This is a genomic window from Cytobacillus gottheilii (assembly GCF_001636345.1).
Taxonomy (GTDB): Bacteria; Bacillota; Bacilli; order Bacillales; family Cytobacillaceae; genus Cytobacillus; species Cytobacillus gottheilii.
On the sequence record NZ_KV440945.1, the window covers coordinates 3189435 to 3206627 of the forward strand.

The following is a 17193-nucleotide window of genomic DNA, read 5'->3' on the forward strand; positions in this document are numbered from 1 at the left end:
ATTTTATTTGATAAGATTTTTCATTTTACGGCTACTGTCAGTTTATTTTCCTCCAGAGCAATGACAACGTCACTTTCTTCTTTTATCGTCCCAGAGATAATTTCCTTTGCCAGTGCTGTTTCTACATTTTTTTGAATATAGCGTTTTAACGGTCGAGCACCATAAATAGGGTCATAGCCATTTTCAGCAATATATTCAACTGCATGATCCGTTATTCGTAAATTCACTTGCTGATCGGTCAATCTTTCTTGAAGTTCATTTAGCATATTTCTTACAATTCCATGTAAATCGGCAAGCGATAAAGGTTTAAAGAGAATAATCTCATCTATGCGGTTGATAAACTCTGGTTTAAAGTGATTTCTAAGCTGATGAAGTACTTTATTTCTAGTTTCTTCTATAATATAGTCACTCTCTCGCACTTCATCGCGTTCCAGTAAGAAATTTGAACCTATATTGGATGTCATAATAATCACTGTATTTTTGAAGTCAACCATTCTTCCTTGTGAATCAGTAATTCGTCCATCATCTAACACCTGCAGTAAAATATTAAAAACTTCAGGATGTGCTTTTTCAATTTCATCTAATAAGATGACCGAATACGGTTTTCGTCTTACTGCTTCAGTAAGCTGTCCTCCTTCTTCATAGCCAACATACCCTGGAGGAGCACCAACTAATCTTGACACTGAATGTTTTTCCATATATTCCGACATATCAATACGAATCATTTGATCTTCACTGTCAAATAACACTTGTGCCAATGCTTTGGCCAGCTCTGTTTTACCTACTCCTGTTGGTCCCAGAAATAAGAAAGAACCGATTGGACGATGGGGATCTTTAATACCAGCACGTGCTCTAATTACTGCATCAGACACAAGCTGAACTGCCTCATTTTGGCCAATAACTCTTTCTTGTAAGATTTCCTCCAGCCGAAGCAGCTTCTCACGTTCTCCTTCTACTAGCTTTGCAACAGGGATGCCTGTCCATCTGGCGACAATCCCTGCAATTTCTTCCTCTGTTACTTCTTCCCGTACCAGCTTATCTGATTGTCCTTCATTAACTTCCTTCTCAAGCATCTTCAATTCTTTTTCCAGCATTGGTATTTTCCCATGTCTTAATTCAGCAGCGGTGTTTAAATCGTATTTATTTTCCGCATCTTCCAAGTCACGTCGATGCTTTTCTAATTGTTCTCTTTTCTCCTGTAATCGTTGAATTCCTTCTTTTTCGAGCAGCCATTTTGTCTGCATGGTTTTTGCTTTTTCTTTTAAAGCAGAAAGTTCTTCTTGCAGGATAACAAGCCGTTCTTTACTTACGGCATCTTTCTCCTTTTGCAGTGCAGCTTCTTCAATTTCCAGCTGCATGACTCTTCTTGTTACCTCATCTAGCTCAGTTGGCATTGAATCCATTTCCGTACGGATCATTGCACATGCTTCATCTATTAAATCAATCGCCTTATCTGGCAAAAATCGATCTGTAATATAGCGGTCAGATAGGGTGGCAGCAGCAATTAGAGAACGGTCATGAATATTTACTCCATGATGAATTTCAAACCGTTCTTTTAGCCCTCTTAAAATGGAGATTGTATCTTCCACATTAGGCTCTTGTACTAAAACTTGCTGAAACCTCCGTTCAAGTGCTGGATCCTTCTCAATATACTTGCGATGCTCATCCAAAGTGGTTGCCCCTATACAATGCAGTTCTCCTCGGGCAAGCATGGGCTTAAGCATGTTGCCGGCATCCATAGCACCCTCTGTTTTTCCTGCGCCAACTATGGTGTGAAGCTCATCGATAAACAGCAGTATTTTCCCATCGCTCTTTTTCACTTCATTTAATACCGCTTTTAGCCTTTCTTCAAACTCTCCTCTAAACTTTGCTCCTGCGATTAAAGAGCTCATATCAAGTGAAAAAATCGTTTTGTCTTTTAAACCTTCTGGAACATCTTTTCTGACAATCCGCTGTGCAAGTCCTTCTACAACTGCTGTTTTCCCAACTCCCGGTTCACCGATCAATACCGGGTTGTTTTTGGTTTTGCGTGATAATATCCGAATAACATTGCGTATTTCCTGATCACGGCCAATGACTGGATCCACCTTACCTGCTCTTACCTCTTCGACAAGGTCTCTTCCGTATTTTTTCAGCACATCATAAGTTGCTTCTGGATTTTCCGAGGTCACGCGCTGATTCCCCCTTATTTGGTTAATGATTCCCTCTAATTTACCTTCTTCATTAATTGATTCTCTCAGCAGTTTCCCTGCTGCCGATTTCTTCACTTTTAACAATGCCAACAAAAAATGTTCGGCAGATAAATACTCGTCTTGCCACGTTTTCATAAGGTTTTCTGCTTCAGCTAATACTTGTTGAAGTGTATTTGTAATATATAATGTTCCTGCCTTAATTCCGCTGCCGGAAACTTGTGGTTTTGTTTGTAGTTGATTTTCAATATTATGGATCAGCTGATCCGCATTAATGGATGCTGCTTTTAAGATTGATGAAGTTAATCCTTCTGTTTTTACAATAAGTGAATAAAGCAGATGCAGATCATCAACTTCCTGATGTTCTTTGCGAACAGCTAAGTTTTGCGCACTTATTAACCCTTCCCGAACATGCTGTGTCATTGAATTTATATCCATCCGCACATCCTCCTTTGACCATTATTGACCTTTATTTTATTATATCCGTTTTTTTATATATGTAAAGCCATTCAACTTTTCATTGAATGGCTTTTGCTGTGTTTTAAGGTTTGCGTTTGTATGTCCATATCCGATTATGATTTGAGTTTTCAGGAAAATGATCACCAGCTTTTAGTTTGATCATTTGCGGGTTGTTGACATTGCTTCCAGTTTCGCCGACTTCTATATAGATCCCATTGTTAGGTGCTGCCTGACCTGCTTTAAATTGTCGATTTTGTCCCAAAAGAATAACCTCCTTATTCAAATAAGGCTTTATTAGTATTGCCTTTATGTCTTATTCAATTTAGTAAAATTATTTCCATTGAACTTCAAGCTATTGCTTTACTTATATACTGTTTTTATTGTTTAATGAAATGGTGTCATCTTAATACTGGAGGATAACAATGTGACTGATTTTATTACTTTGCTCAAATATTTATTCCTTGGGTTACTTCAAGGCTTAACTGAGCCCATTCCCGTTTCATCAAGCGGACATGTAGAAATTGCTGCTTATTTTTTTGACTTAAATATTGAAGGAATGAGCTTTGCTATTCTTGTCAATACTGCCTCTTTAATTGCTGTCCTTCTCATCTACAGAGAAGATATATATAGGCTCGTCAAAAATGGTGTGCTCTATTTAAAAACGAAGGACCAAAAGGCAGAAGCGGACTTTCGTTTTATTATTTATTTAATTGTTGCAACAATTCCGGCAGGTGTAATTGGTGTACTATTTGGTGATTATTTAACAGGCAATATTAAAACCGTTGGTATTACATTGTTAGTTACAGGGGTTGCCCTCTGGATCATCAGAAACCTGCGGGGAAGAAAAAATGATTCAACCATTACTTTAAAAGATGCAATTATTGTTGGTCTTGCACAAACAGTAGCGTTAATTCCTGGTATAAGCAGATCAGGAGCTACCATTGTAGCTGCAATGGGGTTAGGCATGAAGCAGGAAACAGCCTTGCGCTTTTCCTTTTTAATGTATATTCCCGTTAGTGTTGGGAGTGCTATATTAGGCTTTAGCGACATGCTGAACGATCCGAATATTTCTACCCTTGCTATTCCATATGTCATAGCGTTTATTGCTTCATTAATTGCCTCTTATTTTTCTTTAAAATGGTTTATGGGCATTATGGCTCGAGGCAATCTGAAGATCTTTGCTTTTTATTGTTTTATCGCCGGGACACTCGTTTTAGTATTTTCCTGATTAGACCCAAAAATGCTCAATTCCTTATAACGGAATTGAGCATTTTTTATAAATAGGCTTATAATAATTCTGATAAAAGTGCTTTTTGAACATGCAGACGATTTGCTGCCTGATTAAATACTGAAGAGTTTGGACCATCAATAACAGCTGCTGTCACTTCCTCACCTCTATGAGCCGGCAGACAATGAAGGAAAATTGAATCCTGCTTGGCTAATGCCATTAGTTCTTCATTTACCTGATAATCTTTAAAGATCATAAGTCGTTTTTCGTTCTCTTCTTCCTGTCCCATACTCGTCCAGACATCCGTATAAATGACATCTGCGTTTTTCACACTCTCCTCAACATCGTAGTTTACATCAATCTCTGCACCGCTCTTCTGTGCAAATTCTTTGGCCAGCTGTAATACAGTCTGTTGTGGCTCGTAGCCTTTAGGACAAGCAATAGTCATATTTATCCCCAATTTAGCGGATGCGATTAATAAAGAATGTGCAACATTATTTCCATCACCGACATAAACAAGCTTGATTCCTTTCAGACTTCCTTTCTCTTCAAGGATTGTTAACATATCGGCAAGCGCCTGGCACGGATGGTAAAGATCTGTTAACCCATTTATCACAGGAATGGTTGCATGTTCTGCCAGTTCTTCAATTAATTTATGGGAAAAAGTGCGGATCATAATACCATCAACGTAGCTCGATAGCACCTTTGCAGTATCAGCAACACTCTCTCCTCTGCCTATCTGCAGATCGCTGCTGTTTAAATAGAGAGCATGCCCGCCTAATTGCAGCATCCCTGCTTCAAAAGATACTCTTGTGCGCGTCGATGATTTTTCAAAAATCATGCCGAGTATTTTACCCTTTAAAGGCGTGGGGTCTTCCCCTGAATAGATACCTTGCTTTAATTGCTGTGCTTTCAATAAAAGACCTTTAATTTCCTCTGTGCTATAATCTGCCAGTGTTAAAAAATCTTTGCCTTTCATATTTAGATTGATTTCATCTGCTATAAGTCCTGTCATGATACATTCACTCCTTCACTTACTTTTAACCCGCTTCTCAGCAGCCATTCATTCATACTCGTTACTTCCCACTCTGTATTCTTTAACGCCTGTAAAAAGGCTTCCAATGATTCTTTCTTCGAGAACGAAATTAATCTGTTCTTTACAGCAAGCTCCCTCTCAGCCGCAGCATGATTGCCTTCGAAGGGATTATACAATGCTATAGCTTTATCATGACTCCAATCAAAAGCATTTGCAGGAACCATTTTCACACCGTAACTGCTGCATTCATCCGCAAATTCTTGTATCACGGAAACATCAGCAGAAATGATTACTTTTTCAAATCCTGGTTTTAAACTCGATTCGAATGCCTTTCTTAATGCCTCTGTGATATCAGAAGCTAAGGCAATCCCTTCACCAGTTGATTTCATTTCCGGTCCAACAAAACTATCCAAACCTTTTAACGCATAATTTGAAAATACAGGATATTTAACACATACAAAGGGAAATTGGTGTGCAGGAAATTGATCTTGTTCCATGTCATATTTCCCAAGCAATATTTTTGTCGCAATTTGTACGATTGGAACACCAGTTACTTTGCTGACAATAGGCACTGTCCGGCTTGCACGCGGGTTTACCTCCAGCAGATACACCTGTTCTCCGTCTATAATATACTGAATGTTCATTAAGCCTTTGTAATTCAGTTTTTGGACAATCTGTTTTGCGTAAGTAAGCATCTTTTCCTGTACTGCTAGTGACAAGGTTTGCGGAGGCAGCATTGACATACTATCGCCTGAGTGAACACCTGTATGTTCAATATGCTCCATGATCGCTGGTACATGGATATGAACTCCATCAGCTGCTAAATCAAGCTCTGCTTCCTTTGCTTCAAGGAAACGATCCACTAAAACTGGATAGACAATCCGTTTAGAATGCAAGTAGTTTTTATAGCTAACACCATCTCTGATTAACTCCATCCCTTTTCCGCCGATTACATATGAAGGACGAAGCAGGACAGGAAAACCAATCTTATCTACAGCATTATCCAGCTCTTGCTTTGAATGAACCAAATCTCCGTCAATATGAGGGATCTGCAATTCATCGAGCAGCTGGTAAAATAATTCCCGGTCTTCTAGTTTTGCTATTTCTTTTGAGCTTGTGCCTAGTAATGTAACCCCATAGTCTTCAAGCTGTTCTGCCAAGTTCAATGCAGTCTGCCCTCCTAGCTGAACAATAACTTGTTCAATCTGTTCAGCTTCGATTACATTAAGAACATCTTCTAGTATCAGCGGTTCAAAATATAAGCGATCAGCAGTCGTATAGTCGGTACTCACTGTTTCGGGATTATTATTAATCATGATGGTTTCAATTCCGGCATCTTTTAACGCATAAACACCTTGAACGGAGCAATAATCAAATTCGATTCCCTGTCCGATCCGAATAGGACCGCTCCCAATAATAAGCACCTTAGGTTTATCGCTAAAGGTTTGTTCATTTTCTCCATAATAGCTTGAATAAAAGTAATTGGATTGTGCTTCAAATTCAGCCGCACACGTATCAACCATTTTATAAACAGGTAAAACACCGAGTTCTTTGCGCAAAAGGCGAATGTCTGCTTCTTTTTTGTTCCAGGCAGAAGCTAAGAATGTATCAGAGAAACCTTTTTCTTTAAAGAATGCAAGGTCTTTCTCTGTTACGGTTTCAGCTGACGTTCCTTTAATTTGTCCTTCGATCTTCACTAAACGTTCAAATGCAGCTAAAAAGAAATAATCCATGTTGGTTGCTTGATGTAATTCCTCTGTTTTCATACCTCTGCGAAGCAATTCCATCATGATAAAGAAGCGCTGATCATTCTGCTCTTTTAAATATTGGAGTAATAAAGAGGTTTTACACTGCTGCAGCTCTGGTAAAGATAATCCAATGCAGTCCAGCTCCAATGAATGAACTGCTTTTTGGAGAGCACGTTCAAAATTCCGATCTATTCCCATTACCTCTCCTGTCGCTTTCATTTGTGTGCCAAGTTTTCGATCCACATATGGAAATTTATCAAAAGCCCATTTCGGAAATTTGACAATGCAATAGTCCAGCGCAGGTTCAAAGCTTGCAAACGTATCTCCTGTTACAGGATTAATCAATTCTGATAATTGATAACCAACTGCCAGCTTTGCAGCCATTCTTGCAATTGGGTATCCGGTTGCTTTGGAAGCCAGGGCTGAAGAGCGGCTGACACGCGGATTTACTTCAATAAGATAGTATGACTGACTGTTAGGGTCTAGTGCGAATTGGATATTGCATCCACCAATAATGCCCAATTCCGAAATAATTTTGATTGAGGCAGTTCTCAGCATCTGATATTCTTCATCTGTCAATGTCTGAGAAGGTGCAACGACAATTGAGTCGCCAGTGTGAATACCGACTGGGTCAATATTTTCCATATTGCAGATTGTAATACACGTATTACTCGAGTCACGCATGACTTCGTATTCAATTTCCTTGTATCCTGCAATGCTTTTTTCAACGAGACATTGACCTATCGTACTTTCCTTCAAACCTCCTTCAACAAGAGGTTTCAGCACCTCCATACTATCAGCAATGCCTCCTCCAGTTCCGCCAAGTGTATAAGCTGGACGAACAATAATTGGGAAGCCGATCTCCTCAGCAAACTTTATTGCCGCAGCTACATCTGTTACCACTTCACTATCTGGCACAGGCTCATTTAATTTTTTCATTGTTGCACGAAAAGCTTCTCGATCTTCTCCACGTTTAATGGAGTCGATACTTGTGCCCAATAGCTTAACATTAAATTTGGTTAGTACACCTTGTTCATGCAGCTGAAAAGCAAGATTCAGTCCCGTTTGCCCTCCTAAGGTTGCAAGCAGGCCATCAGGACGTTCTTTTTCAATAATTTTGGTTAGACTAAGAGCAGTTAGCGGTTCTGCATAGATACGATCCGCAAACTTTTCATCAGACATGATGGTTGCGGGATTATTGTTTACGAGGATAACCTTATATCCCTCTTCTTTTAATGCTGCACATGCTTGTGTGCCTGCATAATCAAATTCTGCAGCCTGCCCAATCACAATCGGGCCTGATCCAATCACAAGGATCGACTGGATACTGTTGTTTTTAGGCATTTATATAACTCCTCTTCTTAAGCGTAGTCAATTTCAAAAACTCATCAAAAATGTATTCTGCATCAGACGGCCCTGGATGTGCTTCAGGGTGAAACTGAACGGTTTGTATAGGCAGCTCTTCGTGTACAAGGCCCTCAACAGACTGATCATGTAAATTGATAAATCTTTTCTTAAGACCAGTACCGTGTAAACTGTCTTCATCCACAACATAACTATGGTTTTGTGAGGACATAAATACCTTTCCTCTTTCCAGATCAGCAACCGGATGGTTTGCCCCGCGATGACCAAATCGCAGCTTTTTGGTGTTTGCACCTAGAGCTAGGGCAACCAGCTGATGTCCTAAACAAATTCCAAGCGTGGGATAGTTTTGCACCATTTCCTTTATAACAAGTAGCTTCTGTTCTAATTCTTTTGGATCTCCTGGACCATTTGAGAGGACTATTCCATCTGGTTTAAGATTATGAATGTCATTGATGGATGCAGAGTATGGAATGGTTGAGACCCGGCAATTTCTTTTCAGCAAACAGTCGACAATCGATTTCTTTGCACCATAGTCAATGACCAAAATATGCTTTTTTCCATCTCCAAAATGTTCAATATCAGATGACACTACCTTCCTTACCTTTTGATCCTTTTTTAAAGAGCATTTCTTTTTATCAAGGTCAGCTTCTTTTGTCATAACAGCTCCCATTGTGCCATGAGCTCTTATTTTCTTGACAATCGCCCTTGTATCCATGTGCCCTAATACCGGTACATTCCATTTCTCCAAATATTGTTTAAACGTATATTTGGCTTTGTAATGTGATGGCATTTCACTGTTCTCATAAATAATAACCCCCGCTGCATGCGGTTTTTTGCTTTCAAAATGGTCTTCATTGATTCCGTAATTTCCAATTAGCGGATACGTAAAAACAATGATTTGATCTTTGTACGAAGGATCACTGATCACTTCCTGATAGCCTGTCATGCCAGTAAAAAAGACTATTTCCCCTTTTACCTCATGATCTAATGAATGGGACAGCCATTCTCCTTTATAGGTCTCTCCGTTTTCTAAGTGCAGGTAACCTTCCATGTGAACACCTCAAACGATGTATTTTTATTAATATACATTTATTTTTATGCATAACGAACAAAAAATTGGCCTCTGTTTTCCGCAGAGATAAGACGCTGGATTCTTTTTAAACTTTTGCGTGCACTTCATTTAATACTGCTTTAACAATGTACATTGCTTCATCAATTTGTTCGTAAGTAGCCGTTAATGGGGGCAATAAGCGAATCACATTCTCACCGGCTGGAAGCAGCAGTAAACCCTGCTCCCGCAACTGTGCTAAAATCGGTGCAGCTTCTTTCCTTAGCTCTATACCTGCCATCAAACCTAGCTGCCGAACATCCGCTACAAAAGGATTGCTCAGTAATTCTTTTAATGAATTCTTTAAGTAATCAGCCTTCTCCATTACTTCTTTCAAAAAGCCAGGTTCAAATATAGTCTGCATTGTCACTGTAGCCGCTGCAACCGAAATTGGATTGCCGCCAAATGTTGATCCATGGCTGCCAGGTCCAAACGCTTCCTCAAGTTTTTTACTTCCGATGACAGCGCCAATGGGTAATCCGCTTCCAAGTCCTTTAGCAACCGTCACTATATCAGGCGTCAGATCAAAATGCTGGTAAGCAAAAGGCTTTCCTGTTCTTCCCATTCCTGTTTGAATTTCATCTACAATCAGTAATGTTCCATTGCTTTGACATAGATTCTGCAGCTCCTTCAAAAACTCTTTTGCTGCTATATGGATGCCTCCTTCTCCTTGAACAATCTCAAGCATAACAGCAGCTGTGTCTTCATCCAATTCTTCAGTTAGTCCTGCTAGATCATTAAATGACACATGTTTAAATGTCTGAAGCAATGGGCCAAAACCAGTTTGGATTTTTTTCTGACCGGTTGCAGACATGGCTGCAAATGTCCGCCCATGAAATGAGTTTGAAAATGTGATAATTTTATTGCGTCCTGTCGCTTTTCTAGCCAGTTTAATGCCAGCTTCATTTGCTTCAGCACCGCTGTTGGAAAAGAAAACAAGGTCGAGACCTGCTGCTTCAGCCAGCAGCTTGGCAGCTTCATCCTGTTTACTCTGAATAAATAGATTGGATACATGCCAAAAGCTATTAAGCTGGTTTTCTATTGCCTTTTGCACATTGGCAGGACGATGTCCTAAGTTGCAGACACCAATCCCGGAAGTGAAGTCTAAATAGTTCTTTCCGCTTTTATCGATTAATCTGCTTCCTTCAGCTGAAATAGGTTCCACTTCCCATTTTGAATATACCGGAAAAAGATAACTCATATTTGCAGCTCCTTCCTATTTCTGATTTCTGTACCAAGCCAACTTTGACCGTCGTAAAATCCTGTTTTCCCCGAAACAATACTGATTGTATTTAGTCCTTCTTCTAGAGCTGAAATGGCGGATTTTACTTTTGGAATCATCCCTCCAGTTATTTCTCCGTCTTCTATTGAAGAATTGATTTGTTCCACCTCAATACTTGAGCAGTACTCTCCGCCGATTTTTATGCCTGGTACATCCGTGACAAAAATGCATCGCTCAGCACCCATTGCAACCGCAACCGCAGCAGCAGCTGTATCGGCATTTACATTAAATTTCACTCCATTTTCACCCAAAGCAATAGGTGTAATGACCGGTATGATTTGAAGAGCTAATATGCTCTGAAGAAATTCTGTATTTACATTTTCTATGCTGCCGACATATCCCAATTCTTTTTCATTTAAGTACGTTCCCTGCAGCAGACTAACATCACTTCCATTAATACCTAAGGCTTTAAGGCCGCTTGTTTGCAGCAGAGCTGTCAACTTTCTGTTTGTCTTGCCTGACAAGATCATTTCAGCAGTTTCTAATACTTCTTTTGTCGTTTTTCTCAGTCCATTTACAAATACACTTTGAACTTGAACAAGTTCAAGCATTTTATTAATATCTGGACCTCCTCCGTGAACAAAAATAAACTGATAGCCTTCGGATTTTAGTGATTTTACATTTTGCAGAAAAGATGGAGATAACGAATCCAATACACTGCCACCGCACTTGATCACAATCTTTCTCATCTGATCTTACCTCCTACGTCCGATAGCTGGCATTAATTTTCACATAATCATAGGATAAATCACAGCCCCATGCTTTTCCCAAACCTGTTCCCTGATGGAGATCGACGGTAATTTTCACTTCTTTATTTTTCAAGTAGCCAGTGGCTTCTTCTTCAGAAAAAGGCTGTGGTTCACTTTTTTGCAGCATTTGAATATCCCCTATTCTGATATCAACCATACTGTTATCAATAGATACTCCACTTTGACCTAAAGCGCCGATGATTCTGCCCCAGTTAGCATCAGCTCCAAACATGGCAGTCTTAACGAGGTTTGAACCAACAATTTGTTTAGCCGCTTTTTTTGCATCATCATCATTAACTGCACCTGTCACTTCAACTTCAATTAGCTTCGTGGCACCTTCACCATCCCGTGCAATTTGCTTCGCCAAATTTTCACATGTCATTGAAAGCAGCTGAACAAAAGCTTTCCATTCTGGATGCTGAGGAGATAAAGGAGAATTATCTGCTTTCCCGTTAGCCATGACCAGAACCATATCATTTGTTGAGGTGTCTCCATCAACGGTTATCTGATTAAAGCTATGATTGGTTACTTCCTTTAGCGCTTCATGCAGTGAACCGCTGTCCACCTCTGCATCGGTTGTAACAAATGCAAGCATTGTAGCCATATTCGGGTGAATCATGCCAGAGCCTTTCGCTGCGCCTCCCATTGATATCGTTTTTCCGTCAATCGTAGTAGTATAACAGCAGGACTTCTGCACTGTATCTGTTGTCAGTATCGCTGTTTGAAAGTCTTCTGCACAGCTGCCGGATGAATCTGGTGCTAATTGTTTTATGCCCTGTTCAATTTTATCCATTTGCAGAAATTCTCCAATGACACCAGTAGAGGCTACGGCTACATAATGGGAAGGAATGCCGAGGTGTTTTGCTCCATATTCTCGCATCTGCAATGCATTCTGATAGCCTCTTTCTCCTGTACATGCATTTGCACAAGCACTATTGACAACAACCGCTTGAATTAATCCTTCTGCCGCAATACTGTCTTTGGTCACATGCAGAGGTGCTGCCTGCACCATGCTTGTTGTATATACGGCTGCTGCTTGAGCAGGTTTTTCACTATAAATAACGCCTAAATCTTTTTTAGAGTATCTAAGGCCGGCATGGACTCCCGCTGTTTTAAAGCCAATAGGTGAAACAATACTGCCGCCTTGGACCTCACTGATCTTTTCTGCTGATTGTGACAATGCTTGCATAATACATCCTCCTTATGGATAAATTGGCACAAAATTCAGGCCTGCATCTTCATTCATCCCAAACATAATATTTGCATTTTGGACTGCCTGACCGGCAGCACCCTTCATTAAATTATCAATTACAGAAATAATCGTTATCCTGCCTGTGCGCTGATCTGCATGAAGACCGATATTGCAATAGTTAGAAGCTGCTACCTCCTTAACAGCAGGAAAATGATTTTCAGGAAGAATATGAACGAATGGTTTCCCGCTATATGTATCATGGTAAAGCTCCAAAATATTTTTTGTTTCAAATTCAGACTGAAGCTGCGCGTAACAAGTGGCCATAATCCCTCTTGTTATAGGCAGCAAATGTGTCGTAAATGAAATTGGCCTCGTGTCCTCATTCCATATCTGCAGCTGCTTTTCAATTTCTGGAATATGCTGATGCTCATTCATTTTATACACACGTAAATTCTCATTTGCTTCTGCATAGCTTGACGTTCTGGCTAATCCTCTTCCTGCTCCTGACACCCCTGATTTGGCATCAACAATAATACTCCCCATATCAACCAAGCCTTCTTTTACAATTGGACCTAATCCAAGAAGTGTTGCTGTCGGATAGCACCCAGGATTTGCAATTAATTGTGCCGTTTGTATTTCATTTTCATTCCACTCACTTAATCCATAAACCGCTTGCTTTATAATAGACGGATCTCCAGCTCTTTTCTTATACCACTTTTCATAGGAATCAGGATTTAGTCTTAAATCTCCAGATAAATCAATAACCTTAATATCCTTCTCCATCAACTTTTCCGCTAATGCACTTGAAGCGCCAGAAGGTGTTGCTAAAAATACAACATCTGCTTTTGCTGAGATTTCATCAAGATCAATTGGCTGCAGCTTTTCTTTCATTACAGGAAACAGATGGGGATACTCCTTCCAGATAGGCTCTTCAGATGAAGTCGAATGAATAGAATGTATGTCGAATTCAGGGTGCTGATGTAATATCCGCAGCAATTCTACACCGCCATATCCTGTAGTTCCAATAATTGAAGCCTTCATATAATCTCCTTCCTAACCGTTTCATTGTTTATATTTACTCATTTTACTGTATATTTATTAATTGGTGTATGCTTATTATAAAAATATTAATTCTGAAAATCAACCAATATCTCAAATGTATTGTTATTTTTTTATATAGTGATAGTATAAATAGTAGCTAAGTATTACTTGCAATAGAGACATTTATCCATACTAATATTCTTAACTGCTAATTTTAGCCTTTCTAAATGTGCCAAAAGCGCTGTTATTTTAGAGGAGGAGTCAAAGACCGATGTCTACTACACACCTTTCACCTATACTCCAAAAACTTACTGCTTCAGCTTCGTATAAAGTTAAAATGAATAAGGGAGAGTATCTTTTTCAAGATGGAGAGGCAGCAAAGGGACTATACTTACTTCTAACTGGGAAAGTGCAGATTACTAAAATCATTCCTAACGGGAAAGAGCTTACACTTCGAATGAGCGGCAGCGGAGAAATCGTTGGAGATATGTCCATCTTTTGTGCACAATCTCAATATACGCATAGTGCCAAAATTATCGAGGATGGCGAAGCGGCTGTCATTCCAAAAGCTGAACTAAATGAATTACTGAAGAAAGATCATCAACTGACTCTTGAGCTCTTGGAATGGATCACCCTTCAAAACCAAATAAATCAAACAAAACTTAGAGATCTGGTTCTTCATGGGAAAAAGGGTGCACTTTACTCTACGTTAATACGGTTATCTAATAGCTATGGTGTGGCGAGTGGAAAAGATATTCGTCTAGATTCAAGTCTAACGAATCAGGATTTGGCAAATTTCTGCGGCACATCACGTGAAGTCATTAATCGCATGCTCAGTGACTTGAGGAAAAATAAGATTATCTCGATCAATAAAGGCTATATAACGATACATAATCTGTCGTTTTTAAAAGATGAAATCGATTGTGAAAATTGTCCGATTTCCATATGCAGCATCGAATAAAAGCATCCGGCTTCTTCAGTAAGCCGGATGCTTTTCTAATACATATAGAATCATTATGATAAAAAATAGAGCTGAATTGATGATTTCATAAATACCAATTCTCATTACTGAGCGTTTTTTCCCATATAGATAGATGGCTCTAAATAAGCTCGGCAGATAAGCGATCGCAACGAGCGGCTCGCCCAAAATGAATATCGCCAAGGGAATGGCGATGTGGTAGCCCCAAGATAGCCGCTTATATGTAATATTGGATTTTTCACGAATCATGGTTTTCACATATAACGTGCTGCCCGTAAAGAAAAGCAGCGTACATATAGTGATTAATATACTTAAATCTCTCACATACCCATTGATTAATATAGAACCTGCCAGCCCAGAAAGAGAAAAAATCATGATGGCACATAGATCATTTAAAAATGCCCTGTCTTGATTTTTGGATGAAAAATACATATTTAATAGCATAAACGGAATAAAGAAAATACCTAGCCAAACAAGCTTTGGTTCTTGAACTACAGGTATGATCAGCAAGAGAAATGCACTAGTAAAATAAACAGCTGCCCAAACCATATGCTCTTTTTTCTTTTTTCTTTTAAACAGCAATAGAAATGGATATGTCCCTAAATATAAGAAAAACCATCCTGCAAATAGCAGAAGCATTCTCCAATCAGAATCTCCGGCTGCTGCAACACCAAGCCAAAATGGAATTATGAGCATCGCCCACGCTCCATGCTGTTTTGGTAAAAATAATTTCATTCCGTATCTCCCCCCTGTCTCGTTATCATAAACGATTACGGAATGAAGCTAAGTGCTGTATATCACATATCCGTCAGATAAAGCAGAATGTAATTAAATCCGTTAATAGTGGTTAGATGCTTTTACAATTAAATAGAAAAACGGAGCTCAATGATCAAAGCTCCGTTTTACCATCCTCTATTTTCTTTAATAAATACGATACTAGCCATTCCACACCAGCTTGATCTTTTATATAAAAACCATTCAATTGCAATTGTTTATCCCAATAAAATGGTACCATTATGTTTGACAGCTCATGGAGCAGCTGGAGATCATCGACCTTGCGGATTAGTACTGCCTTCGGAAACTCTTCATATTTATGTCCCTCAAGTAATATGAGGTCTGGATTGAGACAAGTCGCCATGGCAATTTTCTCATCCAGGGACCATTCCTGCTTTTCTGCATGAAGAATCAGCCTTCCGTCTCCTTCAACAAGAGCAGCTGCTGCTCCAGCTTTTACATGCCTGAATGAATCCTTATCTTCATCTAAGGAAGGCTTTCCTCCATGGCCATGATGTTTGATGACAACTGTTTTTTTTCCATTCGCTTTAAGACGGCGAATCACTTGCTCTATGAGAGTCGTCTTTCCGCTATTTTGATATCCAACGATTTGAAAAATAAAAGGTTTTTTTTTTACCATGGCCACTCGCTGCCAGTAAATTCTTCAAGCATGAGGACGTCTACTTCATCTCCGCTCATGTAGCCCCTGCTGCCACCAGGCAGAATCATTAAGGCATTTGCTCCAGCAAGGCTCATAACGATATTAGATTTATCCATACCGCTTGGTGCAGCGACAAGCTTGCCATCTTCCACACTTAAAATCGCCCTGACAAAGCGGGTGAATGGATTAGCTTTTGGGAAATCGGCTGTTAAAATAGCCTTCTCACGTCTTAAATGAGCTTTTTTAGAAAACAAAAATGTACGAATAATCGGACGCACAAATAATTCAAACCCAACATAGCAGGCGGAAGGGTTGCCAGAAAGCCCAAACAGAAGTTTTCCATCCAGTTGGGCGACAGTTGTTACACTGCCAGGTCTCATTGCGACTTTATTGAACAATACCTCAGCTCCAAGTTTCTCATAAATAGCGGGCAAGTAATCAAAATCACCGACTGATACTCCGCCTGTTGTAATAAGGAAATCACTCTCGTGCAAGGCATTCTCTACAGCAGTAAAACATGTATCAAAGTCATCCGGCAGCTTGCCTAAATACGAGGCATTCCCGCCTGCTCTTTCAATTTGAGCGGTAATCATTAGTGCATTGCTATTGCGGATTTTTCCAGGTTCAAGGTCATCTTCTACCTCTAATAACTCAGAGCCTGTTGCAAATAAGGCAATTGCAGGTTTTTTTGCAACGGGTACTTGTGCATATCCAAAAGTAGCCAGCACAGCTTGTATACCGGGATTAATTAAGGTCCCTTTATGAATTAATACTTCTCCCGTTTTAGCATCTTCCCCTTTAAAGGACACATTTTCACCTGTTTTTAATTTACGCTTGGTGGACATATAAGTCTTACCATCTTTTTCGAATGATTTGGATAGTTCAAGCATTAAGACTGCATCACAGCCTTCGGGCATTTGGGCACCTGTCATAATCCGAACCGCTTCAAAAGCTGCTGGTACCTTGTTTGTAACATGACCAGCACCAATATGATCAATAACTTCAAATACTATTTCATTGCTCTGTGATGCTTGAGCAGTATCCACTGAGCGGACAGCAAAGCCATCATATGGTGCGCGATCAAAGTGCGGTACATCGTGTGTAGCCTTTATATCATCAGCTAAATATCTTCCATTACTTGTATAAATAGAACTATATTCTGTTTCACCTTTTTTCTCATATTTCATTACCCTCGAAACAGCCTCAGCAATTTTGATTGGGTTTCTTTTGTCCAGCAAAATGATCAACTCCTATGTACTAAACATCTGTAGCATTTCTATTCTAATTACTATTATAAATCTCTTATTGAGTGAACATCATGATTTAACTCACACTTTTCCCTTCTTTATAGGAAGGATCATAAACTTTTTCATTTTATGTGA

At 39.5% G+C, this 17193-nt stretch carries 14 protein-coding genes; 2 read left to right on the forward strand and 12 right to left on the reverse strand.

The genetic code is table 11. From position 1 onward, the window contains the following. Positions 1 to 20: 20 nt before the first annotated feature. Both clpB and A6754_RS15400 read right to left on the reverse strand, forming a co-directional pair. Positions 21 to 2627, reverse strand: coding sequence for an ATP-dependent chaperone ClpB (clpB, locus tag A6754_RS15395; RefSeq protein ID WP_066447573.1), 2607 nt, complete (start codon positions 2625 to 2627; stop codon positions 21 to 23). Positions 2628 to 2730: 103 nt separating this feature from the next. Beyond that, complete coding sequence (locus A6754_RS15400) at positions 2731 to 2916, reverse strand: YjzC family protein (protein WP_180320287.1); 186 nt, start codon at positions 2914 to 2916, stop codon at positions 2731 to 2733. 156 nt (positions 2917 to 3072) lie between these two features. On the opposite strand from A6754_RS15400, the gene A6754_RS15405 reads away from it, so the two are divergent. Next, the gene (locus A6754_RS15405; protein ID WP_066447577.1) at positions 3073 to 3876 is read left to right on the forward strand and encodes an undecaprenyl-diphosphate phosphatase; all 804 of its coding nucleotides are present in this window, start codon (positions 3073 to 3075) and stop codon (positions 3874 to 3876) included. A 58-nt stretch (positions 3877 to 3934) separates the two neighbouring features. Here A6754_RS15405 and argF read toward each other — a convergent pair whose 3' ends face one another. The 7 genes from argF to argC all read right to left on the reverse strand — a co-directional run bounded on the left by argF (position 3935) and on the right by argC (position 13397). Then, on the reverse strand, positions 3935 to 4891 hold the full coding sequence (gene argF / locus A6754_RS15410; protein ID WP_066447579.1) for an ornithine carbamoyltransferase: 957 nt from the start codon (positions 4889 to 4891) through the stop codon (positions 3935 to 3937). Then, positions 4888 to 8004: a carbamoyl-phosphate synthase (glutamine-hydrolyzing) large subunit gene (gene carB, locus A6754_RS15415; RefSeq protein ID WP_066447581.1), complete on the reverse strand. Its 3117-nt coding sequence runs from the start codon at positions 8002 to 8004 to the stop codon at positions 4888 to 4890. The genes argF and carB overlap by 4 nt, the downstream gene beginning before the upstream one ends. Continuing rightward, positions 7997 to 9076 carry a carbamoyl phosphate synthase small subunit gene (locus A6754_RS15420; RefSeq protein WP_066447584.1) on the reverse strand — a complete coding sequence of 360 codons (1080 nt, stop codon included), beginning with the start codon at positions 9074 to 9076 and terminating at the stop codon, positions 7997 to 7999. The genes carB and A6754_RS15420 overlap by 8 nt, the downstream gene beginning before the upstream one ends. A gap of 106 nt (positions 9077 to 9182) precedes the next feature. Then, on the reverse strand, positions 9183 to 10334 hold the full coding sequence (gene argD, locus A6754_RS15425; RefSeq protein WP_066447587.1) for an acetylornithine transaminase: 1152 nt from the start codon (positions 10332 to 10334) through the stop codon (positions 9183 to 9185). Further along, positions 10331 to 11104 (reverse strand): acetylglutamate kinase, encoded by a 774-nt coding sequence (gene argB / locus A6754_RS15430; RefSeq protein WP_066447589.1) that lies wholly within the window; start codon positions 11102 to 11104, stop codon positions 10331 to 10333. The genes argD and argB overlap by 4 nt, the downstream gene beginning before the upstream one ends. Positions 11105 to 11117: 13 nt before the next feature. Further along, positions 11118 to 12353 (reverse strand): bifunctional ornithine acetyltransferase/N-acetylglutamate synthase, encoded by a 1236-nt coding sequence (gene argJ / locus A6754_RS15435; RefSeq protein ID WP_066447592.1) that lies wholly within the window; start codon positions 12351 to 12353, stop codon positions 11118 to 11120. A gap of 12 nt (positions 12354 to 12365) precedes the next feature. Continuing rightward, the gene (gene argC, locus A6754_RS15440) at positions 12366 to 13397 is read right to left on the reverse strand and encodes an N-acetyl-gamma-glutamyl-phosphate reductase (protein WP_066447595.1); all 1032 of its coding nucleotides are present in this window, start codon (positions 13395 to 13397) and stop codon (positions 12366 to 12368) included. A 271-nt stretch (positions 13398 to 13668) separates the two neighbouring features. On the opposite strand from argC, the gene A6754_RS15445 reads away from it, so the two are divergent. Then, the gene (locus A6754_RS15445; RefSeq protein WP_066447599.1) at positions 13669 to 14358 is read left to right on the forward strand and encodes a Crp/Fnr family transcriptional regulator; all 690 of its coding nucleotides are present in this window, start codon (positions 13669 to 13671) and stop codon (positions 14356 to 14358) included. A 15-nt stretch (positions 14359 to 14373) separates the two neighbouring features. Here the strand turns inward: A6754_RS15445 and A6754_RS15450 are convergent, their stop codons facing one another. From A6754_RS15450 to A6754_RS15460, 3 genes are all read right to left on the reverse strand, one after another. After that, positions 14374 to 15111: a YwiC-like family protein gene (locus tag A6754_RS15450; protein WP_066447602.1), complete on the reverse strand. Its 738-nt coding sequence runs from the start codon at positions 15109 to 15111 to the stop codon at positions 14374 to 14376. A gap of 154 nt (positions 15112 to 15265) precedes the next feature. Next, a complete protein-coding gene (mobB, locus tag A6754_RS15455) occupies positions 15266 to 15790 on the reverse strand; it encodes a molybdopterin-guanine dinucleotide biosynthesis protein B (RefSeq protein ID WP_066447605.1) in 525 nt (174 codons plus the stop codon). Beyond that, positions 15784 to 17049 carry a molybdopterin molybdotransferase MoeA gene (locus tag A6754_RS15460; protein ID WP_066447611.1) on the reverse strand — a complete coding sequence of 422 codons (1266 nt, stop codon included), beginning with the start codon at positions 17047 to 17049 and terminating at the stop codon, positions 15784 to 15786. The genes mobB and A6754_RS15460 overlap by 7 nt, the downstream gene beginning before the upstream one ends. Between the last annotated feature and the right edge of the window lie 144 nt (positions 17050 to 17193).

What these genes read in the sequence shown, in the direction of transcription:
- A6754_RS15450 (WP_066447602.1), bottom strand. Translation starts at nt 15,111, where the DNA reads ATGAAATTATTTTTACCAAAACAGCATGGAGCGTGGGCGATGCTCATA.
- argD (WP_066447587.1), bottom strand. Translation starts at nt 10,334, where the DNA reads ATGAGTTATCTTTTTCCGGTATATTCAAAATGGGAAGTGGAACCTATT.
- argF (WP_066447579.1), bottom strand. Translation starts at nt 4,891, where the DNA reads ATGACAGGACTTATAGCAGATGAAATCAATCTAAATATGAAAGGCAAA.
- argJ (WP_066447592.1), bottom strand. Translation starts at nt 12,353, where the DNA reads ATGCAAGCATTGTCACAATCAGCAGAAAAGATCAGTGAGGTCCAAGGC.
- carB (WP_066447581.1), bottom strand. Translation starts at nt 8,004, where the DNA reads ATGCCTAAAAACAACAGTATCCAGTCGATCCTTGTGATTGGATCAGGC.
- argC (WP_066447595.1), bottom strand. Translation starts at nt 13,397, where the DNA reads ATGAAGGCTTCAATTATTGGAACTACAGGATATGGCGGTGTAGAATTG.
- A6754_RS15420 (WP_066447584.1), bottom strand. Translation starts at nt 9,076, where the DNA reads ATGGAAGGTTACCTGCACTTAGAAAACGGAGAGACCTATAAAGGAGAA.
- A6754_RS15445 (WP_066447599.1), top strand. Translation starts at nt 13,669, where the DNA reads ATGTCTACTACACACCTTTCACCTATACTCCAAAAACTTACTGCTTCA.
- clpB (WP_066447573.1), bottom strand. Translation starts at nt 2,627, where the DNA reads ATGGATATAAATTCAATGACACAGCATGTTCGGGAAGGGTTAATAAGT.
- mobB (WP_066447605.1), bottom strand. Translation starts at nt 15,790, where the DNA reads ATGGTAAAAAAAAAACCTTTTATTTTTCAAATCGTTGGATATCAAAAT.
- argB (WP_066447589.1), bottom strand. Translation starts at nt 11,104, where the DNA reads ATGAGAAAGATTGTGATCAAGTGCGGTGGCAGTGTATTGGATTCGTTA.